This is a genomic window from Rhodoferax sp. (assembly GCF_028714215.1).
Classification (GTDB): domain Bacteria; phylum Pseudomonadota; class Gammaproteobacteria; order Burkholderiales; family Burkholderiaceae_C; genus Rhodoferax.
On sequence record NZ_JAQTMS010000041.1, the window covers coordinates 20,595 to 47,498 of the forward strand.

General features: G+C 61.8%; 23 protein-coding genes and 2 tRNA genes. 10 read left to right on the top strand and 15 right to left on the bottom strand.

All coding sequences use genetic code 11. The features are described from left to right. Nucleotides 1–34 precede the first annotated feature (34 nt). Complete coding sequence (locus tag PHS32_RS17120) at nt 35–1,996, top strand: dynamin family protein (RefSeq protein ID WP_301080276.1); 1,962 nt, start codon at nt 35–37, stop codon at nt 1,994–1,996. Between the two features lie 6 nt (nt 1,997–2,002). Then, entirely contained in the window at nt 2,003–3,040 is a 1,038-nt protein-coding gene (gene mutY / locus PHS32_RS17125; protein ID WP_301080277.1) for an A/G-specific adenine glycosylase, read from the top strand. On the opposite strand, the gene rapZ is transcribed toward mutY, so the two are convergent. From rapZ to PHS32_RS17140, 3 genes are read right to left on the bottom strand one after another with little or no spacing between them, the layout of a single operon-like run. Beyond that, on the bottom strand, nt 3,033–3,923 hold the full coding sequence (gene rapZ / locus PHS32_RS17130; protein ID WP_301080278.1) for an RNase adapter RapZ: 891 nt from the start codon (nt 3,921–3,923) through the stop codon (nt 3,033–3,035). The two genes, mutY and rapZ, sit on opposite strands and share 8 nt — an antisense overlap. A gap of 8 nt (nt 3,924–3,931) precedes the next feature. Continuing rightward, on the bottom strand, nt 3,932–5,578 hold the full coding sequence (gene recN, locus PHS32_RS17135; protein ID WP_301080279.1) for a DNA repair protein RecN: 1,647 nt from the start codon (nt 5,576–5,578) through the stop codon (nt 3,932–3,934). 2 nt (nt 5,579–5,580) lie between these two features. Continuing rightward, nucleotides 5,581–6,477: an NAD kinase gene (locus tag PHS32_RS17140; RefSeq protein WP_301080280.1), complete on the bottom strand. Its 897-nt coding sequence runs from the start codon at nt 6,475–6,477 to the stop codon at nt 5,581–5,583. 28 nt (nt 6,478–6,505) lie between these two features. On the opposite strand from PHS32_RS17140, the gene hrcA reads away from it, so the two are divergent. Further along, complete coding sequence (hrcA, locus tag PHS32_RS17145; RefSeq protein ID WP_301080281.1) at nt 6,506–7,510, top strand: heat-inducible transcriptional repressor HrcA; 1,005 nt, start codon at nt 6,506–6,508, stop codon at nt 7,508–7,510. A gap of 24 nt (nt 7,511–7,534) precedes the next feature. Then, nucleotides 7,535–7,611: transfer RNA gene (locus PHS32_RS17150), tRNA-Ile, on the top strand. 30 nt (nt 7,612–7,641) lie between these two features. On the opposite strand, the gene PHS32_RS17155 is transcribed toward PHS32_RS17150, so the two are convergent. Then, nucleotides 7,642–8,532, bottom strand: coding sequence for a peptidylprolyl isomerase (locus tag PHS32_RS17155; RefSeq protein WP_301080282.1), 891 nt, complete (start codon nt 8,530–8,532; stop codon nt 7,642–7,644). A 150-nt stretch (nt 8,533–8,682) separates the two neighbouring features. Beyond that, the gene (locus PHS32_RS17160; RefSeq protein ID WP_301080283.1) at nt 8,683–9,066 is read right to left on the bottom strand and encodes a S4 domain-containing protein; all 384 of its coding nucleotides are present in this window, start codon (nt 9,064–9,066) and stop codon (nt 8,683–8,685) included. Nucleotides 9,067–9,241: 175 nt separating this feature from the next. On the opposite strand from PHS32_RS17160, the gene PHS32_RS17165 reads away from it, so the two are divergent. Together PHS32_RS17165 and PHS32_RS17170 are read left to right on the top strand one after the other, a co-directional pair. Beyond that, a complete protein-coding gene (locus tag PHS32_RS17165) occupies nt 9,242–10,177 on the top strand; it encodes a nitronate monooxygenase (RefSeq protein WP_301080284.1) in 936 nt (311 codons plus the stop codon). Between the two features lie 85 nt (nt 10,178–10,262). Continuing rightward, nucleotides 10,263–10,847 carry a lipid-binding SYLF domain-containing protein gene (locus PHS32_RS17170; RefSeq protein WP_301080285.1) on the top strand — a complete coding sequence of 195 codons (585 nt, stop codon included), beginning with the start codon at nt 10,263–10,265 and terminating at the stop codon, nt 10,845–10,847. On the opposite strand, the gene PHS32_RS17175 is transcribed toward PHS32_RS17170, so the two are convergent. Then, on the bottom strand, nt 10,834–11,667 hold the full coding sequence (locus PHS32_RS17175; RefSeq protein WP_301080286.1) for a M23 family metallopeptidase: 834 nt from the start codon (nt 11,665–11,667) through the stop codon (nt 10,834–10,836). The genes PHS32_RS17170 and PHS32_RS17175 overlap by 14 nt on opposite strands. A gap of 156 nt (nt 11,668–11,823) precedes the next feature. Here PHS32_RS17175 and PHS32_RS17180 point away from each other — a divergent pair, with 156 nt between their 5' ends. Genes PHS32_RS17180 through PHS32_RS17190 form a run of 3 tightly spaced genes read left to right on the top strand, consistent with a single transcriptional unit; the run spans nt 11,824 to nt 15,246 of the window. Next, the gene (locus tag PHS32_RS17180; RefSeq protein WP_301080288.1) at nt 11,824–12,294 is read left to right on the top strand and encodes a CoA-binding protein; all 471 of its coding nucleotides are present in this window, start codon (nt 11,824–11,826) and stop codon (nt 12,292–12,294) included. An 8-nt stretch (nt 12,295–12,302) separates the two neighbouring features. Beyond that, on the top strand, nt 12,303–13,592 hold the full coding sequence (locus PHS32_RS17185; RefSeq protein WP_301080289.1) for an O-acetylhomoserine aminocarboxypropyltransferase/cysteine synthase family protein: 1,290 nt from the start codon (nt 12,303–12,305) through the stop codon (nt 13,590–13,592). A gap of 10 nt (nt 13,593–13,602) precedes the next feature. Beyond that, complete coding sequence (locus PHS32_RS17190) at nt 13,603–15,246, top strand: acyl-CoA synthetase (RefSeq protein ID WP_301080290.1); 1,644 nt, start codon at nt 13,603–13,605, stop codon at nt 15,244–15,246. Nucleotides 15,247–15,264: 18 nt separating this feature from the next. Here PHS32_RS17190 and PHS32_RS17195 read toward each other — a convergent pair whose 3' ends face one another. From PHS32_RS17195 to PHS32_RS17205, 3 genes are all read right to left on the bottom strand, one after another. Further along, nucleotides 15,265–16,575 carry a type II toxin-antitoxin system HipA family toxin gene (locus PHS32_RS17195; RefSeq protein WP_301080291.1) on the bottom strand — a complete coding sequence of 437 codons (1,311 nt, stop codon included), beginning with the start codon at nt 16,573–16,575 and terminating at the stop codon, nt 15,265–15,267. Beyond that, complete coding sequence (locus tag PHS32_RS17200; protein WP_301080292.1) at nt 16,575–16,871, bottom strand: helix-turn-helix transcriptional regulator; 297 nt, start codon at nt 16,869–16,871, stop codon at nt 16,575–16,577. The genes PHS32_RS17195 and PHS32_RS17200 overlap by 1 nt, the downstream gene beginning before the upstream one ends. Before the next feature lie 211 nt (nt 16,872–17,082). Further along, nucleotides 17,083–17,170 (bottom strand) — tRNA-Ser (locus PHS32_RS17205). Between the two features lie 59 nt (nt 17,171–17,229). Between PHS32_RS17205 and PHS32_RS17210 the strand changes: the two genes are divergently transcribed. Further along, nucleotides 17,230–17,487, top strand: coding sequence for a VF530 family protein (locus tag PHS32_RS17210; protein WP_301080294.1), 258 nt, complete (start codon nt 17,230–17,232; stop codon nt 17,485–17,487). Here the strand turns inward: PHS32_RS17210 and PHS32_RS17215 are convergent. The 6 genes from PHS32_RS17215 to PHS32_RS17240 all read right to left on the bottom strand — a co-directional run bounded on the left by PHS32_RS17215 (nt 17,484) and on the right by PHS32_RS17240 (nt 26,643). After that, nucleotides 17,484–19,796, bottom strand: a complete 2,313-nt coding sequence (locus PHS32_RS17215; RefSeq protein WP_301080296.1) for an NADP-dependent malic enzyme — start codon at nt 19,794–19,796, stop codon at nt 17,484–17,486. The genes PHS32_RS17210 and PHS32_RS17215 overlap by 4 nt on opposite strands. A gap of 84 nt (nt 19,797–19,880) precedes the next feature. After that, nucleotides 19,881–21,359, bottom strand: a complete 1,479-nt coding sequence (locus PHS32_RS17220) for a nucleobase:cation symporter-2 family protein (protein WP_301080297.1) — start codon at nt 21,357–21,359, stop codon at nt 19,881–19,883. Between the two features lie 141 nt (nt 21,360–21,500). Continuing rightward, nucleotides 21,501–22,724, bottom strand: a complete 1,224-nt coding sequence (locus PHS32_RS17225) for a M20/M25/M40 family metallo-hydrolase (RefSeq protein ID WP_301080298.1) — start codon at nt 22,722–22,724, stop codon at nt 21,501–21,503. A gap of 57 nt (nt 22,725–22,781) precedes the next feature. Next, a complete protein-coding gene (gene uraD / locus PHS32_RS17230) occupies nt 22,782–24,587 on the bottom strand; it encodes a 2-oxo-4-hydroxy-4-carboxy-5-ureidoimidazoline decarboxylase (RefSeq protein ID WP_301080299.1) in 1,806 nt (601 codons plus the stop codon). A gap of 3 nt (nt 24,588–24,590) precedes the next feature. Then, complete coding sequence (locus PHS32_RS17235; protein WP_301080300.1) at nt 24,591–25,295, bottom strand: GntR family transcriptional regulator; 705 nt, start codon at nt 25,293–25,295, stop codon at nt 24,591–24,593. A 28-nt stretch (nt 25,296–25,323) separates the two neighbouring features. Then, nucleotides 25,324–26,643, bottom strand: coding sequence for a C4-dicarboxylate transporter DctA (locus tag PHS32_RS17240; protein WP_301080301.1), 1,320 nt, complete (start codon nt 26,641–26,643; stop codon nt 25,324–25,326). Nucleotides 26,644–26,904: the final 261 nt, after the last annotated feature.

The window sequence follows — 26,904 nt, forward strand, 5'->3', positions numbered from 1 at the left end:
CAGTGCTATATTGAAAATATTCAGGGGAGAAAACTTGGCAACATCATTTGGCGAACAGTTCGATCGGCAGGTCACGTGGCGGCGTGAGTTTGCTCTTCGCCTGAAGTTGCTGGCCGAGTGGATGAAAGACCATGAACTGCTGGATGCCGCTCTGCTGGAGCGTTTGCAGCGTCTGGAAGCCAGGGTCCGCGCCGACAAGGTGATGGTGGCCTTTGTCGGCGAGTTCTCGCGCGGAAAATCAGAACTGATCAACGCCATTTTCTTTGCCGGCTATGGTCGCCGCATCATGCCCGCCAGTGCCGGACGGACCACCATGTGTCCCACCGAGATGGCGTATGACCCGGATGTGCCCTCTTGTTTGCGTTTGTTGCCGATAGAAACACGCCGGCAAGCCCAGTCGCTGATGGAATGGCGCAAGGTGCCGGAGCAATGGACGCGCATCGATCTCGATGAGAGCGACCCGAAGCAGTTGGCGCTGACGCTGGAAAAAGTGGCCGAAACCTTGCGTGTGACGCCCGACGAGGCCAGAACGCTTGGCTTCTGGCAAATCGAGGTGCCGCATGACAACCCGCCGCTGGACGCACAGGGCCTGGTGGAAATACCCAAGTGGCGTCATGCGCTGATCAATATCGCGCACCCCCTGTTGAAGCAGGGACTGGTCATTTTGGACACGCCGGGGCTCAATGCCATCGGCCCCGAGCCGGAACTCACCGTCAGTCTGATTCCACAGGCGCAGGCCGTTGTTTTTGTGGTGGCGGCCGATACCGGCGTCACCAAATCGGATCTCTCGATCTGGCGCGAGCACCTGGTCACCGATCCGGATGAGAACAGTGCCAGGCTGGTGGTGCTCAACAAGATTGACACCTTGTGGGATGCTCTGAGTTCTGCCGCCCAGGTGGCGGAGCAACTAGAGCGCCAGTGCGCGGCTACGGCCCAGATTCTGGGCGTCCCCCGCAGCCAGGTTGTGCCGGTCTCGGCGCAAAAGGGTTTGCTGGCCAAGGTGACGCAAGACCAGACCTTGCTGGAGAACAGTTGTCTGAGCTTGCTCGAAGAGTCCTTGAGCCGGGGCATCGTGCGTCAGCGGCAAAAAATACTCAGTGCCGCGGTATTCAGCGGGATTTCGGATTTGCGCAAGGAGAGCGGCCGGGTCATCAATATTCGCCGCCGTGACCTGACCGAGCAGATGATGGAACTCAAGGGTCTGCAGGGAAAGAACGCACCCGTGATCAGGAGCATGCGTGCCAGGATTGCCCAGGAGCAGATCGAGTTTGATCTGAGTGGCGCCAAGATCCATGCGCTGCGCTCGGTGCATCTGAAGTTGCTGCGTGAAATATTCAGACTGTTGAGTCCGGCCGTGCTGAAGAAGGAAATGACGCAACTGACCAAGGTGTTGCGGCATGAGGGATTGAAGCTGGGTGTGAAGCGAGCCTACGGCGAGACCTTTGAGCAACTGCGCCAGGGCTTGCGCAAGGTTCAGGCCAGCGCCGCCGAAATCCAGGTCATGCTGGCGGCGACCTTTCGGCAATTGAATGCCGAGCACGGGTTTTCCTTGCAGGCTCCGCCGGACCCGTCGCTGGACAGCTATTTGCGCGATCTGGATCTGGTGGAACGCAACCATCTGCGCTACCTGGGTATCGGCAATCTCTTCCGGTTGGCGCAGCCCGAGTTTTCAGACCGACTGGTGCGCGCACTCTCTACCCGCCTGCGCACCATCCATGAAGCGGTGCTGGCCGATATTGAACTGTGGAGCAAATCCGCCGCCGCGCAACTTGATGTCCAGTTGCGTGAGCGGCAGCGGAACTTTGGCCGCCGCCTGGAGGCGATTGACCGCATCCAGCAAGCCGTCAGCGCACTGACAGACCAGTTGGCCGAAATTGCGGTCAGGATGGACGCCTTGCAGAAGCTGGAGGCCCGGTTGATGGCCTTGACCGACTATCTTGTGACTGCGACGGAGCGGCTTGCTCCCGAGCCGGCGCCCACCGCTGTTCTGGCTTGACGGGCCATGGCGATCGACTGGGCCACGCAAGTGGTGAACTGGCAGAAGGTTTCGGGACGCAACGATTTGCCGTGGCAGCGGACCCGGGACCCGTACCGGGTCTGGCTGTCTGAAATCATGCTGCAGCAGACGCAGGTGGCGACCGTTCTGGACTATTTTCCGCGTTTTTTAAAAGCTTTCCCCACCGTGGCGTCGTTGGCCGCGGCGCCGCTGGACCAGGTGCTGGGTTTGTGGAGCGGTCTGGGCTACTACTCCCGGGCCCGCAACCTTCATTCATGCGCCACCAGGGTGGTGGTTTTGCACGCCGGCCATTTCCCCCAGACCGCCCAATTGCTGCAAACCTTGCCGGGGATTGGCCGTTCCACGGCGGGGGCCATTGCCGCTCTGTGCTTCGGTGAACGCAGCGCCATGCTGGACGGCAATGTCAGGCGACTGTTGACCCGGGCACTGGGCTTTGAGGCCGATTTGTCGATTGCCGCCAATGAGCGCCAACTCTGGGACCTGGCATCGCAGTTATTGCCGACGCATGATTTGCAGCAGGCCATGCCGCGCTATACGCAGGGTGTGATGGATTTGGGCGCCACTGTTTGCACTGCCAGAAACCCCCGTTGCGGGGTCTGCCCAGTGGCAAAGTCCTGTCAGGCCCGGCGCCAAGGGGAGCCCGAGCGCTACCCGGTAAAGACGCGCAAAGTCAAGCGCAGTGCGCAATCGCTTTGGTTGCTGTGGGCCCGTACCGCGCAGGATGCTGTCTGGCTGAGCAAACGCCCGACGCCCGGCGTCTGGGGCGGGCTTTACTGTTTGCCCTTGTTCGACGGGCTCGATGCGCTGGCGGCGGCAGTGCCAAAGCGCTACCGAGGGGCACTGCATGAGGTGCCGGCTTTTACCCATGTACTGACCCACAAGGATCTGTATCTGCACCCGGTCCAGGTGCAATTGCCGCGCTCGGCGATGCCGTCTTCGCAAGGGGCTTGGGTGGCGGCGCAGGAGTGGCCCAGCCTGGGCTTGCCGGCACCGGTCAGAAAACTGCTGGCCTCGATCAGATAGCTTCCATTTCCCGGTGCCGCTTCAGCGTGATCCACTGGCCTTCAAACAGCTTCACCAGCTGTTCCACCAGGTAAACGGAGCGGTGTTGTCCGCCGGTGCAACCGATGGCCACCGTGACGTAACTGCGATGGTCGCGTGCCAGCGCGTCAAGCCAGTGATGCAAAAACTTCTGGATCTGTTCAAGCATCTGGGCCACGTCCGGCTGCTCCTTCAGGAAAGCGGCCACCGCCGCGTCCTGGCCCGTCAAGTGACGCAGCTCGGGCTCATAGTGCGGGTTGGGCAGCATGCGTACATCGAACACGTAATCGGCATCGTTGGGAACACCGCGCTTGAAGGCAAAGGACTCGAACACCAGCGTCAACTGCTCGTTGGGCACTGAAATCAGCGACTTCACGTAGCTCTGCAATTGCGATGGACGGATGATGCTGGTGTCAATGACGTGAGCCTGGTCGCGCAGGTCGGTCAGTAGCTCGCGTTCCAATTCAATGGCATCCACCAGCGCCCGCCGCATGTCGCCCGAGTCGGGATCGGAGACCGCGTGTGACAGCGGGTGTTTGCGCCGGCTTTCGGAATAGCGTCGCACCAGCGTTCCGGTTCCGGCATCCAGAAACAGCGACTTGACCATGATCCCCTGGTCTCTCAGGACCGAGAGCTGCGCCGGCAGCAAGGGCAGCGAACTGGCGTTGCGCGCATCCATGGCAATCGCCACCCGGCTGGCGTTCTGCTGCCGTTCCAGCGCCACAAAGGGTACCAGCAATTCGGGCGGCAGATTGTCAACACAGAAGAAACCGGTGTCCTCCAGGGCATGCAGCGCCACCGACTTGCCGGAGCCCGACATGCCGGTGATCAGCACGACCTGTAAATTGGGAGTTTCGGATTTCATCAAATAAATTATTGCAGTTGCAACATTTCCCTGGCGTGCGCCAGGGTCGTGTCCGAAAGGCGCTCACCGCCCAGCATGCGGGCCACTTCAGCCACCCGCTGCTCACCCCGGACCTCGTCGACCGAACTCAATGTAGTCTGTTTCTGTGTCATTTTTGTGACGACCAGATGCTGGTCGGCACTGGCCGCCACCTGGGGCAAGTGGGTCACCGCCAGCACCTGCCGGTCGATCCCCAGCTGTTTCATCAGGCGCCCTACCGTCTGCGCCACGGCGCCGCCCACGCCGGCGTCGATCTCGTCGAAAATCAGCGTCTGCGCGGTGCCTAACTGGCTGGTGGTAACGGCAATGGCCAGCGCCAAACGGGACAGTTCGCCGCCGGAAGCCACCTTGTTGACCGGCCTGGGGGTGCTGCCGGCATGCCCCGCCACCAGAAAACTGACGTCTTCAAGGCCGTGCTGCATGGGCTGCGCCGAGGCTTGCAGCGCCACCTCGAATTGGCCGCCCTGCATGCCAAGACCTTGCATCGCCTGGGCAATGGCCTTGGCCAGTTGCGGGGCCACCTTGGCGCGGGCGCGGGACAGCGTTTTGGCTTCCCGCAGATAGGCTTGCTGCGCCGCCGTCTGGGTCGCCTCCAGGCCGGCCAGATCGGTTGCGGCATCGAGTTTCCTCAGTTCCTGTTTCCAGGCCGCCAGCAGATCGGGCAACTCGGCCGGCGTGCGTTTGTAGCGCCGCGCCAGCGACAGCCACAAGGCCATGCGCGCATCGAGTTCAAGCAGGCGCTGGGGGTCCGGCTCGGTTTTGCGCAAATAGCTGCGCAGCCCGTGGACGGTGTCCTCCACCTGCGCCAGACTGGAAGACAAAACCTCTGTCAGCTCTTTGAAATAGGGCTCAAGGTGCTCTTGTTGTTGTAGCAACTGGCAAGCGCCCAGAAGCGCGTTGCGGGCACTGTTGTCCTCGTCATCCAAACCGGCAAGCGCGCTTTGGGCGGCTTCCAGCAAGGCTTGGGCATGGGACAGGCGGCCATGCTCGGTGCTCAGGGCGTCCCACTCGTCGGGCAGCGGTGCCAATTTCTCCACTTCACTGATCTGCCACGCCAGGCGCTCGCGCTCGGTCTGCAAGGAGGCTTGCGCTGCCTGCGCTTGCGCCAGATCGCCTTGCGCTTGCCGCCACTGTTGCCAAAGGCCGGCCAGGCTGGCGGTCGAGATGCCGGCGTAGGCGTCCAGCAGGCCTCTGACGGCGTCGGCCCGGGTCAAGCTCTGCCAGGCGTGCTGGCCATGAATATCGAGCAGTTGCTCGCCAAGCTCGCGCAACTGCGTGGCGGTGGCCGGGCTGCCGTTGATCCAGCCGCGGCTCTTGCCCTGCAGGTCCAGCGTGCGGCGCAATAAAAGCGTCTCGCCGACCTCGAAACCGGCCGCTTCCAGCCAGCCGGCCAAGCCATCGTCGGCGTCAAACTCGGCGCTGACATCGGTACGGTCGGTGCCTTCGCGGATCGCGCCGACATCGGCGCGGCCGCCGGTGACCAGTTGCAGGGCGTCGATCAGGATCGACTTGCCGGCACCGGTCTCGCCCGTGAGCACCGTGAAACCGCCGGCCAGCTCCAGATCGAGCTCGCTCACGATGACGAAATTGCGCAAGACGATGCGTCGCAAACTCACGATCAGGCTACTCCTTCGTTCCAGTGCAATTTTTGCCGCAACGTATCAAAGTAGGACCAGCCCTTGGGGTGCAGAAAGCGGACGTGGTGTTTGGAGCGCGTCACCACGATGCGGTCGCCGTGCAGCAGCGAGGCCAGCGATTGCATGTCGAAACTGGCGCTGGCATCCCGCCCGGCCACTATTTCAATCGCAATCTCGGTGGCATTGGCCAGCACGATGGGCCGATTCGACAAGGTATGCGGCGCGATCGGCACCAGCACCCAACCCGGAATGGAAGGGTGCAACAAAGGCCCGCCGGCCGACAGCGAGTAAGCGGTGGAACCGGTGGGCGTGGCAATGATCAGGCCATCGGCGCGCTGATTCGCCACAAAATGCCCGTCCACCTCGACCCGCAGTTCAACCATGCCCGAGGTGGCGCCCCGGTTCACCACCACATCGTTCATGGCCAGGGCGTTGAATACGCTGTGGCCCTCGCGCATGACTTTGGCATTGATCAGGCTGCGATGGTCTTCCTCAAACTCGCCGCGCAGCATGGGCGCCAGCACCGACTTGTAACTGCCCAGCGGGATGTCGGTGATGAAGCCCAGCCGTCCCTGGTTGATGCCGATCAGCGGCACGCCAAAATGGGCCAGTTGACGGCCAATGCCCAGCATGGTGCCGTCGCCGCCCACTACCAGCCCCAGATCGCATTGCTCTCCAATGGCCTGGACACCCAGTGCCGGATAAGCCGAAATTCCCATGTTGTGCGCCGTGTCGTGCTCGAAAACCACCGCGCAACCCTGGGCCTGCAAAAATTGGGCAATGTCCTCCAGCGCGCCGCGCGAAGACGCGCCCGACGCCTCCGATGCGACGGTCTGGTACTTGCCGATCAATGCGACGAGCGGGAATTTAGATTTCATTCTCAAATTACATCACTAAAATGACCTGATGCTGGATGACCGTGCCAAGTTGTTATTGAAAGCGCTGGTTGAGCGCTACATTGCCGAAGGGCAACCGGTGGGTTCGCGTACCCTCTCGAAAGCTTCCGGGCTGGACCTGTCGCCCGCCACCATCCGCAACGTCATGTCCGATCTGGAAGATCTGGGCTTGATTGTCAGCCCGCATACCTCGGCCGGACGCATCCCGACGGCGCGCGGCTACCGCCTGTTTGTCGACACCATGCTGACGGTGCAGCGGGGGCAGTTGGCGGCGCACAGCCTGGCGCCCGACCAGCCGCAAAAAGTGATATCCAATGCGGCCAACCTGCTCTCCAGCCTGTCCCAGTTTGTCGGGGTTGTGATTGCGCCGCGCCGCTCTTCCGTTTTTCGCCACATCGAATTCCTGCGGCTCTCGGAGCGGCGTCTGCTGGTGATCATCGTGTCGCCCGAGGGCGACGTGCAAAACCGGGTGATTTTCACCGAGCTGGATTATTCGCAGACCCAGCTGGTCGAAGCGGCCAATTACCTGAACAGCAATTATGTCGGGCTGGCGATCGAACAGGTGCGCGAGCGCCTGCAGCGCGAGGTCGAGACTTTGCGTTCTGAAATTGCCAGCCTGATGCAGGCGGCGGTGGCGGTAAGTTCCGATGCCATCTCGGAGACGCAGGACGAAGTGGTTATTTCAGGTGAGCGCAATCTGCTGGCCGTCACCGATTTTTCGAACGACATGGGACACCTGCGGCGGGCCTTCGAACTGTTCGAGCAAAAAGCCCAGCTGATGCGCCTGCTCGACATTGCCGGCCAGGCCGAGGGGGTACGGATCTTCATTGGCGGCGAGAGCCAGGTGGTGCCTTTTGAAGACCTGTCCATCGTCAGCGCGCCCTACGAAGTCGATGGCCAAGTGGTCGGTACCCTGGGCGTCATCGGTCCGACCCGCATGGCCTACGACCGCATGATCCAGATTGTGGACATCACCTCCAAATTGGTCAGCAACGCGCTGAGCCATCACAAGTAGGCCCTTACAATCCCAGCTTCGGTCGGGACATTAGCTCAGTTGGTTAGAGCAGAGGACTCATAATCCTTTGGTCGTAGGTTCAAGTCCTACATGTCCCACCATCCCCTACGCCCACGGACTGACGTGCCGCCTTATTTGGCGGCCGATGCGGCGGATGTAGCGGATGACGCTGCTGCCGCCGGTGCTGGCGCTGCCGCTGCGACGATCTCGATCTTGGCTTTGGCCTTCAGGTCGTCGAGTTGCTTCTTCAGGTTCTGCTGCTGCAATTGCTGGGACAGGTTGGATTTGACCTGTTCCAAGGGCGGCGCTTCGATCGGCTTGGAATCTTCCAGCAGGATGACGTGGTAGCCAAACTGGGATTTCACCGGTTCCAGGGTGAACTTGCCTTTTTCCAGTTTGCTCACGGCGGCGCCGAATTCGGGCACCATGCGGCTCAAATCAAACCAGCCCAGATCGCCGCCGGCCGCTTTGGAGCCGGTGTCTTTGGACTTTTCCATGGCCAGCTTGGCGAAGGCGCCGGCATCTTTTTTGAGCTTGGCGATGATGTCCTTGGCGTCGGCTTCTTTATCGACCAGGATATGGCGTGCCTTGTACTCGCTGCCGGTAATGGTGGCCTTGATGCGCTCGTATTCGGCTTTCACGGCGTCGTCGCTGACGGGGTTGGTTTTGATGTAGTCCTGCACGTAGGCATTGGCCAGAACCGATTGCCTGACCATTTCCAGCCGCTCCGTCACCTCGGGCGATTTGTCCAGCCCCTTCTTGACCGCTGCCTCGGCAATCACCATTTGCATGGCCAGTTGGTCGATGATGGCGGCTCGGGTTTCCGGGCTGTCCGGCTTGCCGGAAGCCGCACCCTGCTTGATCAGCATGTCGATACGGGTCTTGCCGATTGCCGTACCGTTGACGGTGGCCACAGTGGTGTCATTCGGGGCTGACGCCGCGGGCTTTGGACTCAGATCGGTGTTGCAGGCGGCCAAGGTCAGCAAAGACACTGCGCCGAGGGCGAGAATTCCAGATTTCATCGATTTCATTCAAGGGACCTTGGAGTAGTTAAAGCCCTTAATTGTCGCCGACAAGCCTTCATGGGTGCACTGCCACCTCATGGCGCCGGAAGAACGCGAGGGAAAGAGGCTGGTCGAGAAGGGTTGCCAGGGTTCAAATCGCCGTACCCGCTATTCAGTGTTCCAGCTTTTTTGCAAATCCCGGCGATCCCGTTTGGTCGGCCGGCCATGGGCCAGGGTCAGGGCCGGCTCCGGGCTCAGGCGATTGCGCTCCAGCACCCGGGCTCTGTTGTCCAGGCTGTCAGGCGTTTCTTCGTACAGTTGTTGCGCCAGCGGGGCCGGCCCGCGCTGTTCGCTCAGGTCTTTCACGATCACGGTCCGGGGTATCTTGGCCTGCATGACGGTAATCAGGTCGCCGACCCGGATTTCCCTGGATGCCTTGACATCGCGCTGGTCCATTTGCACCTGTCCATGGTTGACCGCATCGCTCGCCAGGGAGCGCGTCTTGAAAAACCGTGCGGCCCACAACCACTTGTCGATTCGGATTTTGTCCATGCATTGATAGATCAGGTTTCACCCACCGGTCCAGGCGCTCGCTCCCATCACGGGGCAAGGCACTGAGTCAGCGGGACTATACCTCCCCGAAGCGCTGGCAGTCCTCGTGAGCCTGGCCAGGCACCGCCGCAAACCCATATCATGTGGCCTGCTCTTTGACTTCTTTGGAATCTCCATGAACCGTGTTACTGCCCACACCGGCGCCAGGTACCCCATCATTCAAGCCCCCATGGGATGGATTGCGCGCACCCCGTTGGCCGCTGCAGTGTCACGCGCTGGCGGGCTGGGCATTATCGAAACCTCGTCCGGCGAAACCGAAACTTGCCAGGCCGAGATTGGCAAGATGCGGGCCCTGGGCTTGCCTTTTGGCGTGAACCTGCCGATTCGCTTCCTGCGTGACGATCAAATGCTGCGCTTCGTCTGTTCATCCGGCGTCAAGTTCGTCACCACTTCCGCCGGCAGTCCGGCCAAGTTCATCGCGCCGCTGAAGGACGCCGGCATCATCGTCTACCATGCCGTGCCCACCGTCGACGCGGCCCTCAAATGCGTGGATGCGGGCATTGACGGGCTGGTGGTGGAGGGCGCGGAAGGCGGCGGTTTCAAGAACCCAGAGGAGGTCTCCACGCTGGTGTTGTTGCAGGCGATTCGAGCCTGCACCGATGTGCCGCTGATTGCGGCGGGCGGCATTTGCGATGGCCGGGGCATGGCGGCGGCGTTTGCGCTGGGGGCCGAGGGCGTTCAGATGGGCACCCGCTTTGTCTGCTGCGCCGAAAGCCCGGTGCACCTCAATTACAAGAATGCCATCGTCGACGCTGGGGAGACCGGTACCTGGATGCTGAACAAGAAAGCCACGCCCTGCATCCGTGCGCTCAAATCCCAACGTACGCGGGCCATCCATGAACAGGGAGTGATGTCGGCCGACGCATTGAAGGGCATTCTGGGTGTCTACTTTGACGGCGACATGGAAGCCGCCCCTGCGCTGGCCGGCCAAACAGTGGGTCTGATCGACTCGATCAAGTCGGCGCAGCAAATCATTGACGACACCGTGGCCGAGTTCTTCGCCATCACCGCGCGGCTGGGTGCCATGGCCCAACTGCGCTCATTTGGGTGAGGCCAATGTGCGGTTTCGCACAGACCGGATTCCGTAGCCGTCTTCTAATCAAATGCGTGACCTCAAGCACTGAAAAGACCAACCTATGGAGTTCAACATGAACAATATGAATACACGACGCAATCTGGTCAAGATTTTGCTGGCCACGGCGGCGGCGTTCGCGATCGCCGGCAGCGGCAGTCAAGCCTTTGCCGCAACCGCCGAGGACCTGCAAAGGGACGCCGCACAGGCGCTCCAGACGCTGTACAAAACTCATCCCGGCGCGGAAAGATTCTCCAGAGAGGCAAAAGCCGTGCTGGTGTTTCCAAAGATCATCAAGGCGGGGCTGGTGTTTGGTGGCAGCTATGGCGAAGGCGTGTTGACCCGGGGCTCGCGGTTCGACGGCTACTTCAATTCTGTTTCCGCCTCGTGGGGCTGGCAGGCCGGTGCCGAGACTTACGGCTACGTCGTCTTCCTGATGAATGACAAGGCTTTGAAGTACCTGGACGAAGCTAAGGGTTGGGAAGTGGGTGTCGGACCCACCGTGGTTGTCATGAGTGAAGGGGTGGCAAAAAATGTATCGACCCTGACGCTCAAGGACGATGCCTATGCCTTCATCTTCGACCAGCAAGGGCTGATGGCCAGCCTCAGCATCGAAGGCACCAAGATCACACGGATCAGGAAGCCCTGAGGAATAGGATGGGGTCGACCATGGCGCGGTTCAGGCTGACCGACCAGTGCAGGTGCGGTCCCGTTGCGCGGCCCGTGGCGCCCACTTGGCCGAGGCTGGATCCGGCATCGACCCGATCGCCGGGCTTGACCTGGATAGCCGACAGGTGACAGTACATGGTCAGGAAGCCGGACCCATGGTCCAGCCAAACGGTGTTGCCATTGAAGAAGTAGTTCCCGGTATCGATCACGATGCCTGGCGCGGCCGCCAGCACCGGCGCACCTTGCGGCGCGGCAATGTCCATGCCGCTGTGCGGGCTGCGTGCCTGGCCGTTGAAAACCCGCCGCAATCCAAACGAACTGGAGCGCCGGCCGACTGTCGGCTGGTGCAACTGCAATGAGGTCGGTTGGGCGTCGCTGAAAGTCGCCATCACTTGCTGGAGGTGGGTTCGTTCGCGTTCATAGCGCGCCACATCTTCGGCCGACAGATCGACATGACCGGGCGCCACCTTCAAGCGTTGCTCCGGATAGCGAAAAGGCTTGATCTGGAACGGCACCGCAGTGTCCGGCGCAGCATCCTTCCTGACGTTGAGGGATGCGATGCCGGGCGGTGAGGCCAGGGGAATGCCCACCACCGCGGTCCACTGCGCGCCCTCCTGCACCACCAGCACCGCAGAGCCATTGAAGGTGGCTTGCGGCGCTTGCGCCGAGGCACCGAGCCCGATTCTCGCCACGCCGCCGGGCGTGACCCGCTGCCGCGGCAATTCCACTGCGCCAGCCGGCAAAGACAAAGCGCCAAGGAGCAGCAGCACAAACGTCCGGAAGTGACGCGGGGTGAACATGGCCAACGGTCCTGATGTCATGAAAGAAGGTGCCTTAAAATTTCCCGAGTTTAGGTCGGAGAAGGTGAGGGCTATTTTGTCCTGGCTTTCAAAGCCGGGGCTTGCCTGGCCCACTCCATTGATTGACCACAAACGTGGCACTGACCGGGGTCTTTCATGAACAGCGTCGAGCAACTTCGAAAAATTCTCAAACAAGGCCACAGCATTGCCGTGGTCGGGCTGTCGGCTGAATGGCACCGGCCCAGTTATTTTGCCGCCAAATACATGCAGGAGCATGGCTACCGGGTATTTCCGGTGAACCCGCGCTATGCCGCGTCGGGCACCGAAATACTGGGTGAACGCTGCTACGCCAGTTTGCTGGAAATCGAGCAGCCGGTCGACATCGTCGACGTCTTCCGGCGCAGCGAGGACGTGCTGCCGATTGCAGAACAAGCAGTTCAGATCGGCGCCAAATGCTTGTGGCAACAAATCGGTGTCACCAACCAGGAGGCGGACCAACTGGCGCGCCAGGCGGGGCTGGACTCGGTGATGGACCGCTGCGTCAAGATCGAATACGCACGCCTGTTCGGCGGGTTGAACCTGGTCGGCGTTGACACCAAGATCATTTCCGCCAAACGGCCGCTGTAGGGGACACCATGGCTGAACATCAATTCCACGCTGAGACGCTGGCCATCCACGCCGGGCAGATTCCGGATGCCGCCACCGGCGCCCGCGCCTTGCCGATCTACCAGACCACCAGCTTTGTTTTTGACAGTGCCGAGCACGCCGCCAGCCTGTTCAACCTGCAGACTTTCGGCAACGTCTACTCGCGCCTGTCCAATCCGACGGTGGCGGCACTGGAAGAGCGGGTGGCGGCACTTGAAGGCGGCCGCGCCGCGCTGGCCTCCGCCAGCGGCATGGCGGCCGAGGCGATGGCCTTGATGACCATCCTGCAGCAGGGCGACCATGTGGTGGCGGCCGGTGCCTTGTACGGCGGCAGCGTCTCCATGCTGGCCGTCAACCTGGCGCGCTTCGGTATCGAGGTGACTTTTGTCGACGCCACCGACCCGCAAGCCTTTGCGGCGGCCATGCAGCCCAACACCCGGGCCGTTTTTGCCGAGAGCCTGGGCAACCCGAGTCTGGTGGTGCTGGACATTGCCGCAGTGGCCGAGGTGGCCCATGCCCACGGCGTGCCGCTGCTGATCGACAACACGGTACCGTCGCCGTTCCTGTGCAATCCGCTGCGCCTGGGCGCCGACATCGTGGTGCACTCGGCCACCAAATACCTGGGCGGCCACGGCACCACGCTGGCCGGGGTCATGGTCGAGGGCGGCAAATTTCCCTGGGACAACGGCAAGTTCCCGGGCATGACGGAGCCGTCCAAGGGCTACCACGGCGTCAAGTTCTATGAAACCTTTGGCGATTTCGGGTTCACCATGCGGGCCCGCATGGAGACCTTGCGGGTCTATGGCGCTGCCTTGTCACCCATGAGCGCCTGGCAGATCCTGCAAGGCACCGAGACCTTGCATGTGCGCATGGAGCGGCATTGCGGCAACGCACGCAAGGTGGCCGAGTTCCTGAAGAACGATGCGCGCATCGGTTGGGTCAACTACCCCGGCTTGCCGGAGCACCCGCAGTACGCGCTGGTCGAAAAACAGATGCGCCAGGTCGACGGCGCGCCCGGTGCCTCGGGCTTGCTGGCCTTTGGCGTCAAGGGCGGCATGCAGGCCGGCGTGCGCTTTATCGAACGGGCCCAATTCCTCAGCCATGTGGCCAATATCGGCGATACCCGTACCCTGATCATTCATCCGGCATCGACCACCCACCGGCAGCTCGACGCCCAACAGCAAATCGCCGCCGGCGTGTTGCCCGACATGGTGCGCATGTCGGTTGGCATCGAGCACATAGACGACATACTGTGGGACATCGACCAGGCACTTGGATAGGAAATTCAGCATGAGCAGCATCTTTGATCAGCACCTGGATAAAAACGCCGCCAATTTCGTGGCATTGTCGCCGGTCAGTTTTGTCGAGCGCAGTGCCGAGATTTTTGGCGATCTGCCGGCCGTGCTGCACGGCCAGCGCCGCTACAACTGGGCCCAGACGCGGGAGCGCTCGGCGCGTCTGGCGGCGGCGCTGCGAGCGCATGGGGTAGGGCGCGGCAGCAGCGTCAGCGTGATGTTGTCCAACACGCCGGAAATGGTCGAGGCGCACTACGCCGTGCCGGCGCTCAATGCGGTGCTCAACACCCTCAACACGCGGCTCGATGCCGCTTTGCTGGCCTGGCAGATGAACCATTGCGAAGCGCAGGTGCTGATCACCGACCGCGAATTCGCACCCACCATGATGGAGGCCTTGCGCATCCTGAAGGTGGAGCATGGTCGTGAAGTTCTGGTCATCGATGTCTGTGACAGCGAGTACAGCGGTGCCGGCGAGCGTCTGGGCAGTTTCGAGTACGAAGCGTGGCTGGCTGCGCATCCGCCCCTGCCGGCATTGCCGGGGCCGTCCGACGAGTGGGATGCCATCGCCGTCAGCTACACCTCGGGCACCACCGGCGACCCCAAGGGCGTGGTGACGCACCACCGGGGCGCCTACCTCAATGCGGTTTGCAACGCCGCCACCTGGACCATGCCGCATTTCCCCACCTACCTGTGGACACTGCCCATGTTCCACTGCAATGGCTGGTGCTTCCCGTGGACCATCGCCTTGCTGGGCGGCACCCATGTCTGTCTGCGCCGGGTTGACGCCGCATCGATTCTGGAAGCGATGAGCCGGCACGGGGTCGACCACTACTGCGCCGCGCCCATTGTTCACAACCTGTTGATCGCGGCGCCGGCGGCACAGCGCGCCGGCATCCGGCAAAAGGTTCGCGGCATGGTGGCGGGCGCCGCGCCGCCGGCGTCCATGATCGAGGGCATGGCGCAGATCGGTTTCGACATCACCCATGTCTATGGTCTGACAGAGGTCTACGGCCCGGCCTCGGTGGCCGTCAAGCGCGACCAGTGGGCGCATGAAACGCTGGCCGAGCAGACCCGGCTCAACGCCCGCCAGGGCGTGCGCTACGTCTTGCAGGAAGGCATGACGGTGCTGGACCCCGAGAGCCTGCGAGAGATTCCAGCGGACGGCCAGAGCATGGGCGAAATCATGTTCCGCGGCAACATCGTGATGAAGGGCTACCTGAAGAACCCGGCTGGCACCGAGCAGGCGTTTCAGGGCGGCTGGTTCCATACCGGGGACCTGGCCATCATGGACCCGGACCGCTACGTCAAGATCAAGGACCGCAGCAAGGACATCATCATCTCGGGTGGCGAGAACATCAGTTCGCTGGAAGTGGAGGACGCGCTGTACCGCCATCCGGCTGTCATGACTTGCGCCGTGGTGGCCAAGCCGGATGCCAGATGGGGCGAAACGCCGCTGGCCTACGTCGAACTCAAGCCGGCGGCCGAGGTCAGCGCGGCCGAACTGACAGCGCACTGCAAGAGTCTGCTGGCCGGCTACAAGGTGCCGCGCGACATCCGCTTCGAAGCTATCCCGAAAACCTCGACCGGGAAGATACAGAAGTCCGAATTGCGGACCCGGGCGAAGCAAATTGTGGGGTAGCAAGGCGTCGGAATGACCTTAGCCCGCACCGCGAAAGCGCTCCAGATGCTTTCTTGTTCCAGCAAACACCGCATCGGCCAGTTTCGCTGGAAACCCCGGTGGAAGTCGACTCTCCACGGTTTGCAGCGCCGGCTCCACTGCGTCGATCATTCCCGTCAGGGCGTCCCATACCTGGGGAACGCCACTCTTTTTGGCCAATTCCTCCCAGTGCCTCCTTGAGATTTCCGAGAGGCGGTAGTGCGCGGCCCGGGAGCGTACCGCCATGGCCAGCTTGGTCTTCTTGTATTGCAGGTGGTACGGGCCTGTTCCAATCAGCGGCCATGCCGATAAAACGTCGTACAGCGGCGTCATCCGGTAGCGCCCGCCCGGGAGTAAAAAGATGGAAAAGTTCTTGGCGTGTCCATCGATGGCCGCCAGCAGCCAAAAGGCCAGCTGCGCACACAGAAAATGTTTGCCATCTGATTCAAACGCCTCGCTGCCCTTGAGCACACTCAGGCAATCCTTGATTCCGGGTCCGCCTTTTGACTCGTACTTTTCGTCGCTGGATTTACCCTGGGCTTGGCACAGATCTTCCTGGGGAATGCGCACGATCCATTTCCCACCGTCTTGCCACTGGCGGTCAAAGCGTTCCACCACCAGGGCTTTTCGATGGCCAAATATTGCCGGATGGCAGTGTGCAACCGGCAGATTGAGTTGACCAAGTATTTGGTTGCACAGCCATTCGTTCTCCACTGACAGTCTCAGGTCCAGATTGCGCCCTGGCGTGAGTCCGATTGAAGGCTTCAGAATGTGGGTGGTAGGGGTTGCGCCTTTGGGCTTGCACCAAGTTTTACCAATGCGCAGCAGTGCGGTTTTTTCCTGTGCCCCGGCAATCGAAATCCTGAAACCCTCATCGTCGTCCTGGGCGCCTGTGCCTGCCTCCAGGCCCAGCCCGGAGAGCAACAACTCGACCTGCTCATCCTTGAGCTTTTCGTAATCCAAGCGTTGCACGTCTCCTGGTTTTTGCCCGACAGGCAGAAGCTGCACGGCGCCCACGCAGTCTCGTCCGATGGCCTGAAGCAGGGTGAAGGTGTCGATGCCGCGGGTTTTGTAGCGCGCGCTGATGCGCTTTCGGATGCTTTCGTTGTCGGGCAGCAGATTGTCAAAATAGTTTTTGACTACGGCGCCTTCGAGTTGGTTGTTGGCGGTAAACGGCAGCGACAGCGACAGCGGCCGGCTACGCGGATGACTTGGCCAGGACGGCTCATATTCAAACCTGTGGTTGCCCGTGCGGCCTACCGACCAGGTGCCAACGTGCTCCCCGTTCATCCAGACGCCCAGCCCCTTCATCACCACGCTCCTCTGTGGGCGCCCTTGTTCTGCGCGGGCTCCTTGGAGGTGCCCGGCTGGGCCAACCCGGATTCGACCACCGCTGTTTCCCGCAGGACCAGGTCCACGCCAAGCGCACCCAGCACTTTGTGCAGATGATCAAGGCTCACCGAAGAGGCGTTTTTTTCCAGGGAGGCAATCCGGGACTGGGTGACCCCCAGCCGTTCGGCCAGTTGGGTCTGACTCAGCCCGCGAGCCTTGCGCAAGGAGCGCAAATGTTGGGACAACTGCCCCGGAAACGAAAGAAGATAGTCCATACGACAAATTATCTGCTATGTAATATATTGCCAGTATATCTTCTATAGAAGATAATGTCAAAATATCTTATAAAAAAGATATTTGCTGTGGCGCCGCCATGTCGGGCGTCAGGAACTTTCAAGCGCCCGGGACACATCCTCGCAGGTCTGCCGCGGCGGGTGGCGCAGGAAGAGTCCAAGATGCTCAGCCATTCGTCTGGACCATACGCGCTGGCGGAAGCGGTGAGATTCGAACTCACGGACGGTTTCCCGTCGCCGGTTTTCAAGACCGGTGCAATCGACCACTCTGCCACGCTTCCGAGGCGCGTATTCTAGCTGGCTGGCAGCGCGTCCCTGTGCCGGGTGCCAAAATGGCGCCATGCAAGTTCCATCCCCGCACCCCGCACAACCGCGCAATCCGCTGCACGGCCTGACCCTGGAGGCCATTGTCACGGCCTTGGTGGCGCACTATGGCTGGGCAGGACTGGGAGAGCGCATCCCGCTGCGCTGTTTTACCAGCGACCCGAGCGTGGCGTCCAGCCTGAAATTCCTGCGCAAGACACCTTGGGCGCGCGACAAGGTGGAAGGGCTCTACCTTTTCATGCTGCGCGAAATCCGCCGCGCGCCAAAGTCCTAGTTGCTGCCGGCGCCGTGATGGGCGTTGGCGACCGCCAGTGCGGTCATGTTGACGATGCGCCGCACCGTCGCGGAGGGCGTCAGCACGTGCACCGAGGCCGCCGTGCCGAGCAGGATAGGACCCACCGTGACACCGTGACCGCCGGTCATCTTGAGCACATTGAACAAGATGTTGGCGGCATCCAGATTCGGGCAAATCAGGAGGTTGGCCTCGCCCTTGAGCTTGCTGTCCATCAAGGCGGCATGGCGCATGTCTTCCGACATGGCGGCATCGCCGTGCAATTCGCCATCGCATTCGACATCCGGTGCCAGTTGGGAAAACAACTCGTAGGCCTGGCGCATTTTGACCGCCGACTTGCGGCTGGAAGACCCGTACATGGAGTGCGAAAGAAAGGCCACTTTGGGTGGCAGGCCAAAACGCCTGACTTCCTCAGCCGCCATCATGGCGATGCTGGCCAGTTGCTCGGCATCCGGGTCTTCGTTGACGAAGGTGTCGGCGATGAACAGCGTGCGCTTTTCCATCATCAAGGCGTTCAGGGTGGCAAAGCCGGAAGCCCCTTTGCGCGTGCCTATGACATCGCGAACATGGTCCAGGTGCACGTCGAAACGGCCGTGCATGCCGCACAGCATGGCATCGGCGTCGCCCAGCTTGACCATCAAGGAGCCGATGGTGGTGGTGGAGCGGCGCACCGCCGCCTTGGCCGCCTCGATCGACACGCCACGCCGGCCCATCAGACGGTGATAGGTCTCCCAGTACTGGCGAAAACGCGGATCGTCCTCGGGGTTGACGCAGGACACATCCTTGCCCAGCCGGATGCGCAGACCGGCTTTCAGCAAGCGGGCTTCGATCACCGCCGGGCGGCCGATCAGGATCGGCCGCGCCAGGCCTTCGTCCACCGCCAGTTGGGCTGCGCGCAGCACCCGCTCGTCCTCGCCTTCGGCGTAGGCGACGCGTTTGCCAGCATCGGATACCGCTTTGGCGGAGGCGAATACCGGGCGCATGAACATGCCGGTCTGGTAGACAAAGCGGGACAACTGTTCGCGGTAAGCGTCCATGTCCTTGATCGGGCGCGTGGCGACGCCGGACTCTTCCGCCGCCTTGGCCACAGCCGGTGCAATGCGCAGAATCAGGCGCGAATCAAAAGGTGTCGGGATCAGGTACTCGGAGCCAAACACCAGTTCCTGGCCGGCGTAGGCGGTGGCCACTTCCTCACTGATGTCGGCCTTTGCCAGATCGGCAATCTGGCGTACGCAAGCCAGTTTCATGGCCTCCGTGATCTTGGTCGCGCCGCAGTCCAGCGCGCCGCGGAAAATGTAGGGGAAACACAGGACGTTGTTGACCTGGTTCGGATAGTCCGAGCGTCCTGTGGCGATGATGCAGTCGGGCCGCACGGCTTTGGCCAGTTCCGGCCGGATTTCGGGCTCCGGGTTGGCCAGCGCCAGGATGATAGGCTGTTTCGCCATGGTCTTGACCATCGCCTGCGTCAGCACACCGGCGGTGGAGCAGCCGAGGAAGACGTCGGCCCCGTCGATGACGTCGGCCAGCGTGCGCAATTCGGTTTTCTGGGCGAAACGGGCTTTCGATTCATCGAAGCCGCCGGGTCGGCCTTCATAGACCAGGCCTTTAGAGTCGCAGACGTAAATGTTCTTGCGGTTCACCCCCAGGCCCACCATCACATCCAGGCAGGCCAGCGCCGCGGCGCCGGCGCCCGAGACCGCCAGCTTGACTTCTCCGATCTGTTTGCCGACCAGCTCCAGGCCGTTCAGCAGGGCCGCGCTGGAGATGATGGCGGTGCCGTGCTGATCGTCATGAAACAGCGGTATGTTCATGCGCTCGCGCAGCTTCTTCTCGATGTAGAAGCATTCCGGCGCCTTGATGTCTTCCAGGTTGATGCCGCCCAGGGTGGGTTCCATGGCGGCGATGATCTCCACCAGTTTGTCGGGGTCGCGCTCGGCCAGCTCGATGTCGAAGACGTCGATGCCGGCAAACTTCTTGAACAGGCAGCCCTTGCCCTCCATCACCGGTTTCGACGCCAGCGGGCCGATGTCGCCCAGGCCCAGCACCGCCGTGCCATTGGTGATGACGCCCACCAGATTGCCGCGCGAGGTGTACTCGGTGACCAGCGAGGGGTCGGCCTCGATGTCCAGGCAGGGGTAGGCCACGCCGGGTGAATAGGCCAGCGACAAGTCGCGCTGATTCGACAGCGGCTTGGTCGGAGTGACCGAAATTTTTCCGCGTGTCGGCGTTTTATGGTACTCACGGGCGGCTTCGCGCAGAGCATGCTCGGCCGGGGACAGTTCTTTACTCATTATTTTCTCCAGTGTTGTTCTTGAAACCTAAAGACTACCGAATTGTGAACCCGCCAGCGGTGCGTAGTTCTGAGCCAACTCAAGTCAATGCGCATCTGCCTGCCGGGCCGCTTCGATGCTGGCTTGGGTATCGCCGCTGCCGCCATTGAAAAACAGGTTCAGGGCCACCGCCGTCAGCGATGCCAGCAGAATGCCCGATTCAATCAGGGGGTGAATGGTGTGCGGCAGCCACTGCTTGAAGTTGGGCGCGATCAGCGGAATCATGCCGAAGCCGATCGAGACCGCGACGATGAACAGGTTGTTGCGGTTGCCCCGGTAGTCGACGCCGGCCAGAATGCGAATGCCGGTCGCGGCCACCATGCCGAACATCACCAGGCCGGCACCTCCCAGCACCACCGTGGGCAGGCTCTCCACCAGCGCCGCCATCTTGGGCATCAAGCCCAGCACGATCAGGATCAGGCCGCCGGCGACGCAGACGTACCGGCTCTTGACGCCGGTGACGCCCACCAGGCCCACGTTCTGTGAAAAGCTGGTGTACGGAAAGGTATTGAAGATGCCGCCAATCAAGGTACCCAAGCCATCGGCGCGCAAGCCGCGGGTCAAATCCGGCGGCGTGATGGGGCGCTCGGTCATGTCGCCCAGCGCCAAAAACATGCCGGTGGATTCAATCATCACAACGATCATGACCAGGGTCATGGTCAAAATCAGGATCGGATCAAAGACCGGCACGCCGAACTGGAACGGCAGGATCAGGTCCAGCCATTTGGCGCCGGCAACCTTGTCAAAGCTCATCATGCCGACGCTGGCCGCCACGATACCGCCCACAATGATGCCCAGCAGCACCGAGATGTTGTTGATGAACCCCCTGGCGTATTTGGCGATCAACAGAATCGACAGCAACACGATGGCCGCCACGCCGATACCGTCCAGCGCGGCGTATTTCGGATTCGGCACCGAACCGACCAGCGCCAGGCCCTTGGGCACGGCGGGGACGCTGCCGGTCATGGCGCCGACCTCCGCCAGCCATTTGGCGTGCTCGGGATTGACCACGCTGGGCGCCGTGGGGCCGAAGGGGTTGCCGAAAATCCAGTTGATGCCGATGCGCATCAGACTGATGCCAATCACGGCGATGATGGTGCCGGTCACCACCGGCGGAAAGAAGCGCAGCATCCGGCTCATCACAGGCGCCAGCAGCATGGAGATGATGCCAGCCCCGATGATGGCGCCGAAGATGATTTGTGCGCCCGGGGCGCCGCCTGTGGTGTTGGCCATGGCCACCATCGGTGCCACGGAGGCAAAGGAGACGCCCATCATGACCGGCATCCGGATGCCAAACCATTGGGTCGCCCCCAGCGACTGGATCAAGGTGGCGATGCCACAGCAAAAGAGGTCGGCCGAAATGAGATAGGCAACCTGCTCGGGTGTGAGTTTGAGCGCCCGACCGACGATCAGCGGCACCGCCACCGCCCCGGCGTACATCACCAGGACATGCTGCAAACCCAGCGCTGCCAGACGCCCGGCGGGCAGGCGTTCATCCACCGGATGGGTTGTCGAATCTGCCATCAAGCATCTCCTGAAGAGTGGTTCGTCAAGCGTTCACAGGGCGTCGTCAGCGCGGCTCAAAAGGTCTCCGGGCCGCGATGACAGCATGTTACCAATTCACCGGAGCCGGCGAAATCCCGCCATAAAGCAAGCATTGGGAGTCTAGACCAGCAGGTCCTTCAAGCTGCGGGCGATCACCTTGGTGGCGCGACGCAGGTCTTCCAGAGCCAGTCGTTCATCGGCTCGCTTGGCATGCGACTCCAGCACCGTGCGCGGCCCGGCACCGTAAATGACGCCGGGAATGCCGGCCTCGCAGAACAGGCGCACGTCGGTGTACAAGGGCGTGCCGATGGCGGGGATGGGTTCGCCAAACACTGCGCTGCCGTGCTTCTGAAGGGCGGCCACCAGCGGCTGGTTGCCGGCCAGCGGTTGCAGGGCCTTGGCCAGCAAAATGCGCTTGACATCGACCGTGATGCCGGCGCATGGGGCCGCGGCAGCGCCGATGAGTTGGCGCAGGCTGGCCTCCACTTGCACCGGATCCTCTTCCGGGATCATGCGGCGGTCGAGTTTGAAAGTGACGCGGCCCGGTACCACGTTGGTGTTGGTGCCGCCTTCGATCAATCCTACATTCAGGTAGGGGTGCGTAATGCCCGGCACCGCGGAGCACAGCTTCTTGTAGAGTGGGTTTTGCGCGTACAGGGCAGTGAGTATCTGAACCGCCGCCTGCAAGGCGTCGACGCCCGAGTCGGGAATGGCGGCGTGCGCCATCTGGCCATGCACCGTGACCTCCAGTTGCAGGCAGCCGTTGTGGGCGGTGACAATCTGGTAGCTGAAGCCGGCGGCGATCACCAGATCTGGCTTGATGATGCCATGTGCCAGCAGCCAGGCCGGACCGACCATGCCGCCAAATTCCTCGTCGTAGGTAAAGAGCAACTCGATGCTGCCGGTGTTCGGTCTGGCCACCGCTTCGAGAGCCCGCAGGGCGAACGCATAGGTCGAAAAATCGCACTTGCTGACGGCGGCGGCACGGCCGTAAATCTTTCCGTCCTCAATCTCGCCGCCATAAGGATTTTTGCTCCAGCCTTCGCCCGGCGGCACCACATCGCCATGGGCATTGAGCAGGATCGTCGGGCCCGGACCGTAGCGGCGGCGCACCAGCAGATTGGTAATGCTCTGCAGGCCGGCGGCGCGCACCTCGGCCTCGGGCACCGGGTATTTGTCCGCGTCCAGTCCAAACCCCTGCAACAGCTCGGCGGCGCGCTCGGCATGCGGAGCGTTGTTGCCGGGCGGCGTGTCGGTGGGGACGCGGATCAGCGCCTGCAAAAAGCGCACTTGTTCGTCAAAGTGGGCGTCTATCCAGCTGTCAAGCTGTTCGTAAATGGTCATGATGGCTGCCCTCCAAGGTGGCGCGCGTAGAGTGGTGGTTTTTGAAATTCAGCGCCGTCAGTCCGGCGCAGGGGAGATCGAAGCTTGCTGCAACTCGGTTGCCAGTTGCAGCAGCAGATTGGAGAGTGCGTCCGCCGCCAGTTGCATGTCGTCGTTGGTGACGCTCTCCAGCGGGTTGTGGCTGATGCCGGCGTTTTGCCCGCGCACGAACAGCATGGCTTGCGGCATCAATTCATGCAACTTCATGGCATCATGACCGGCGCCACTGGGCATGCGATGGATCGGTAGCCCCAACGCATGCACGGCCTGCTCCCAGCGCCGCTGCCAGGCGGGTGCGCTGGGTGCGGCAGCGACACGCATCGTCTCTTCGAGCTTGAAATGCAGACCGCGCCGTTCGCAGATGCGCACAAGTTCGGCACACACATCGGTGGCACAGCTATCGCGCAAGTCGTCGCTGGTCGCTCGAATGTCGAGGCTGAAATTACAGCGCCCGGGCACGACGTTGATCGAGCCGCTCGGTACCTCAAGCATGCCGACAGTGGCGACGACATTCGGCACACTGCTGCCACGCCGTTCGGCATACAGCGTGAGCTCCGCCGCGGCGGTCGCGGCGTCGCGTCGGCTGCCCATCGGGGTCGTGCCAGCGTGGCTCGCCATGCCGATAATCGAGCCGATATAGCGCACGCTGCCGTTGATGGAGGTCACGATACCCAGTGGCAAGTCGATCTCGTTGAGTACAGGTCCCTGCTCGATGTGGGTTTCAACGAAGCCAAGGTACTTGCTGGCATCGCGCCGCAGCTTGGGGATGTCGTCGACGCACAGACCGGCCCGCGTCATGGCCTCGCGCATCGTCACGCCATCGGCGTCCTGCTGGGCTAGCCAATCCGCGTTGAAATGCCCTGTCAGCGCGCCCGAGCCGAGAAATACCGCCCGGTAGCGCTGCCCCTCCTCCTCGGCGAAGCCGACGACCTCGATGCCGTAGGGTAGACGCCGCCCCTGGCGATGCAATTCGCGCACGCACACCATCGGCATCAGGATGCCGAGGCGACCGTCGTACTTGCCGCCGTTACGCACCGTGTCGTAGTGGCTTCCGGTCAGCAGGCGCTTTGCGTCGCGCGTGCTGCCGTGGTAGATGCCAACCACGTTGCCCACGGCGTCGATTTCGACTTCGTCGAAACCACAGTCAGCGCGCATCCAGTGCGCCAGTCGCTGCGCCACCGCACGGTGCGCGTCGCTCAGGTAGGTCACCGTCAGTTCGCCGCGGTCGGCGTAAGCGGCTTCACTGTGGGTCGCGAGCCGCTGCGCCCAGTCCCACACCTGATTGCCGAGCTCGGGCGTCACGCCCAATTTGTCATTGAGCCGGATCTCGGCGATACGGTCGATGTTGCGCAGGCATTCGAGCAGTTCAAAATCGGCGGGGTTGTCAAGGCGGCGTTCGAATGTGGCAATGATCTCCGACCTGGTCAAGCCGAGGCCGGTCGGACCAGGCGCCGCCAAAACAAGGGGGAAGCCGAATTTGGCGTTGTAGTCCGCATTCAGGCGTTGGATCTTCGCCAACTCGGCCGCTGTGCATTGCGTCAGTCCCGCCTGGTCCGGTTCATGACCAGACTCTGGCGTCTGCGTGTTGCCAACCATGGCCTGGCCGGCGAGTTCAGGCTGGGCACGCACCAGTGCCAATTGCCGGTCGCGCCCGGCATGGCGCACGATGTCGGCCATGACATATTTGAGATGCGCCAGGGATAGGAACGGGCGCCGCGCCAATGCGCCCTCGATGACCCACGGCGAAGGCTCGTACAAGCCGCCCAGCCATGCTGCCGCTTCGAGCGCGCTTGCCGCATTGAGTTGCTCCAGGGTCAGTGGCATGGTTCAGCTTTCAGGCGATCGCTGTTGCTTGGCGTAACGCAAAGGCGCCAGCGAGGTGCGCAAACGTTCTTCAGGATTGTCAGACGACGCCAGGGACTCGACCAGCGCGGCGTTGACATTGCCCAGGTGCGTTGCCATCAGCGCTTCAGCCCCGGACAGATCGCCCGCCGCCATGGCGCCGACGATCGCTTCATGTTCATCACACGACTGACGTGCGTCGTGCGTGGACTGGTAGAGCGTCGCGACCAGCGTCGTGCGCGCAGTGAGGTCACGTATGACATCGGTCAGCAACGGATTGCCCAGGCACTTGGCCAGGCAGACATGGAAATCTGCCAGCAAGAAGGAGCGTGTGGCGGTGTCCACCGCCGTCAGCGCATCACGCTCTTGTGCCACATGCTGGCGCAGTTGCCGGATGACCGATTGCAGGGGCTTGCCGGCGTCGCGCAGTATCCCGGTCTCAACGACGCGTCGAGCATCGAAAGCGTGACGCGCTTCTTGAAACGAAGGTTCAACCACATACCAGCCTTTGCGTGGCCGAACCTCGATGAAGCCGCGCGCCTGCAATTGCATCAACGCTTCCCGCACCAGGGTTCGACTGACGCCGAACAGGTCGGCGAGTTGCTGCTCGCCGAGCCGCTCCCCCGGGGCAAGCTTTTGCGCGAGGATCGACTCGACAACCTGCTGCGCGATCTCGTTTTGATTGGCCATACAGAACCGACTTTAGCCGAAGTACCACTCAGGCCCGAACGGCCGCCGCTGCCGTGCTGACGCCTGTGTCGCCGTCGATCAAGGGAGTCATGCGACCGTCCAGCACCGCGTGGGCACGCTCGCGGTCGATGTCGCCTTCCCAGGCAGCGACAACCACGGTGGCGACGCAATTCCCGACCAAATTGCCCAGAGCCCGGGCAATGCCCATGAACCAGTCAACCGACAGAACCAGAACCAGTCCAACGGCAGGAATCGCCGGAATGGCTTGCAAGGTGGCCGCCAGAACCACGATGGCCGACCCGGGCACACCATGGGCCCCCTTGGAAGTCACGAGCGAGATCGCCAGGATGATCAGCAGGTCGGTCATCGTGACCGGCGTGTTGGTGGCCTGGGCGATGAACACGGCAGCCAAAGTGATGTAGAGCGAAAAAGCATCCAGATTGAATGAATACCCGGTCGGAATCACCAGGCCGACAGTCGAGTCGCGAATACCCATGTTTCTGAGCTTGGCCATGATCTGCGGCAACACACTGTCGGACGAGGTGGTGGCAAATACCACCATCAACTCCTCGCGCAGGTACTTCAATAATTTGAAGATCGAAAAACCAGCCATCCGCATGATGAAGCCAAGGATCACAAAGACGAAAATGGCGACTCCACCGAAAAACAGCGCCACCAGCAACCCCAACTGCTTCAGGGAACCAATGCCGTACTTGCTGACCGTGAAGGCAATGGCGCCCAGCACACCCAGTGGCGCCAGCTTGATGATGATGCCCATGACCTTGAACAGCACCTGGCTCAGCGTATCGATGAAGCCAGCCACCGGAGCACCCGCTTGGCCCAGCATCGTCAGCGCGCAGCCGAACAGCACCGCGAACAACAACACCTGCAATACATCGCCTGTGACGAAGGCACTCACCACCGTGGTCGGGATCAATTTCATCAGGAATTCGACCGTGCCGCCGCCAGTCAGTTTGCCGGCATTGTCGGCATAGGCACTCATGGCCTTCGCATCAAGCGCTTTCGCATCGACATTCATGCCGACACCGGGCTCAAAATAGTAGGCCAGCGCCAGACCGAGCAGTAGCGCGACGGTCGTGACGACCTCAAAATAGACCAGCGCCTTGACACCGACACGCCCCACACGCTTCAAGTCGCCGGCACCGGCGATACCGTGTACCACCACGCAGAACACCAATACCGGAATGACCATCTTGATCAGCTTGATGAAGCCGTCGCCAAGGGGTTTGAGTTTGAGCGCGAACTCGGGCCAGATGAACCCAAGGATGACGCCGGCGATCAGCGCCAGCACCACTTGGCCGAACAGGGAGCGGGAAAACTTTGGCATCATTTGTCTCCAGGGTTAAGCAAGCATTTATATTGTGTACAAGCTTGCATACAAACAGTATAGGCAAGCGAATACGGTCATGCATGCGGGTATTCCCTGGAAATCACGACATCCAGGTCACAGCTGAGTTGCCTTAACCCATCTTTCTCAACTCGCCGTTGCTTTCCCGGGAATTGGATCTTGGGTTGCGCGTAAGTGCTTGATTTGCAAAGGGGCAAGCCGTGGCGACGCTTGTGGTGGAGACTTTGGTCCTTGTCGTGG

Bases quoted from the DNA above. Each gene is read 5' to 3' on its own strand.
- mutY (WP_301080277.1), top strand. From the start codon at position 2,003: ATGGCGATCGACTGGGCCACGCAAGTGGTGAACTGGCAGAAGGTTTCG.
- rapZ (WP_301080278.1), bottom strand. From the start codon at position 3,923: ATGAAATCCGAAACTCCCAATTTACAGGTCGTGCTGATCACCGGCATG.
- PHS32_RS17140 (WP_301080280.1), bottom strand. From the start codon at position 6,477: ATGAAATCTAAATTCCCGCTCGTCGCATTGATCGGCAAGTACCAGACC.
- hrcA (WP_301080281.1), top strand. From the start codon at position 6,506: ATGCTGGATGACCGTGCCAAGTTGTTATTGAAAGCGCTGGTTGAGCGC.
- PHS32_RS17155 (WP_301080282.1), bottom strand. From the start codon at position 8,532: ATGAAATCTGGAATTCTCGCCCTCGGCGCAGTGTCTTTGCTGACCTTG.
- PHS32_RS17160 (WP_301080283.1), bottom strand. From the start codon at position 9,066: ATGGACAAAATCCGAATCGACAAGTGGTTGTGGGCCGCACGGTTTTTC.
- PHS32_RS17165 (WP_301080284.1), top strand. From the start codon at position 9,242: ATGAACCGTGTTACTGCCCACACCGGCGCCAGGTACCCCATCATTCAA.
- PHS32_RS17170 (WP_301080285.1), top strand. From the start codon at position 10,263: ATGGAGTTCAACATGAACAATATGAATACACGACGCAATCTGGTCAAG.
- PHS32_RS17175 (WP_301080286.1), bottom strand. From the start codon at position 11,667: ATGTTCACCCCGCGTCACTTCCGGACGTTTGTGCTGCTGCTCCTTGGC.
- PHS32_RS17180 (WP_301080288.1), top strand. From the start codon at position 11,824: ATGAACAGCGTCGAGCAACTTCGAAAAATTCTCAAACAAGGCCACAGC.
- PHS32_RS17185 (WP_301080289.1), top strand. From the start codon at position 12,303: ATGGCTGAACATCAATTCCACGCTGAGACGCTGGCCATCCACGCCGGG.
- PHS32_RS17190 (WP_301080290.1), top strand. From the start codon at position 13,603: ATGAGCAGCATCTTTGATCAGCACCTGGATAAAAACGCCGCCAATTTC.
- PHS32_RS17195 (WP_301080291.1), bottom strand. From the start codon at position 16,575: ATGAAGGGGCTGGGCGTCTGGATGAACGGGGAGCACGTTGGCACCTGG.
- PHS32_RS17200 (WP_301080292.1), bottom strand. From the start codon at position 16,871: ATGGACTATCTTCTTTCGTTTCCGGGGCAGTTGTCCCAACATTTGCGC.
- PHS32_RS17210 (WP_301080294.1), top strand. From the start codon at position 17,230: ATGCAAGTTCCATCCCCGCACCCCGCACAACCGCGCAATCCGCTGCAC.
- PHS32_RS17215 (WP_301080296.1), bottom strand. From the start codon at position 19,796: ATGAGTAAAGAACTGTCCCCGGCCGAGCATGCTCTGCGCGAAGCCGCC.
- PHS32_RS17220 (WP_301080297.1), bottom strand. From the start codon at position 21,359: ATGGCAGATTCGACAACCCATCCGGTGGATGAACGCCTGCCCGCCGGG.
- PHS32_RS17225 (WP_301080298.1), bottom strand. From the start codon at position 22,724: ATGACCATTTACGAACAGCTTGACAGCTGGATAGACGCCCACTTTGAC.
- uraD (WP_301080299.1), bottom strand. From the start codon at position 24,587: ATGCCACTGACCCTGGAGCAACTCAATGCGGCAAGCGCGCTCGAAGCG.
- PHS32_RS17235 (WP_301080300.1), bottom strand. From the start codon at position 25,295: ATGGCCAATCAAAACGAGATCGCGCAGCAGGTTGTCGAGTCGATCCTC.
- PHS32_RS17240 (WP_301080301.1), bottom strand. From the start codon at position 26,643: ATGCCAAAGTTTTCCCGCTCCCTGTTCGGCCAAGTGGTGCTGGCGCTG.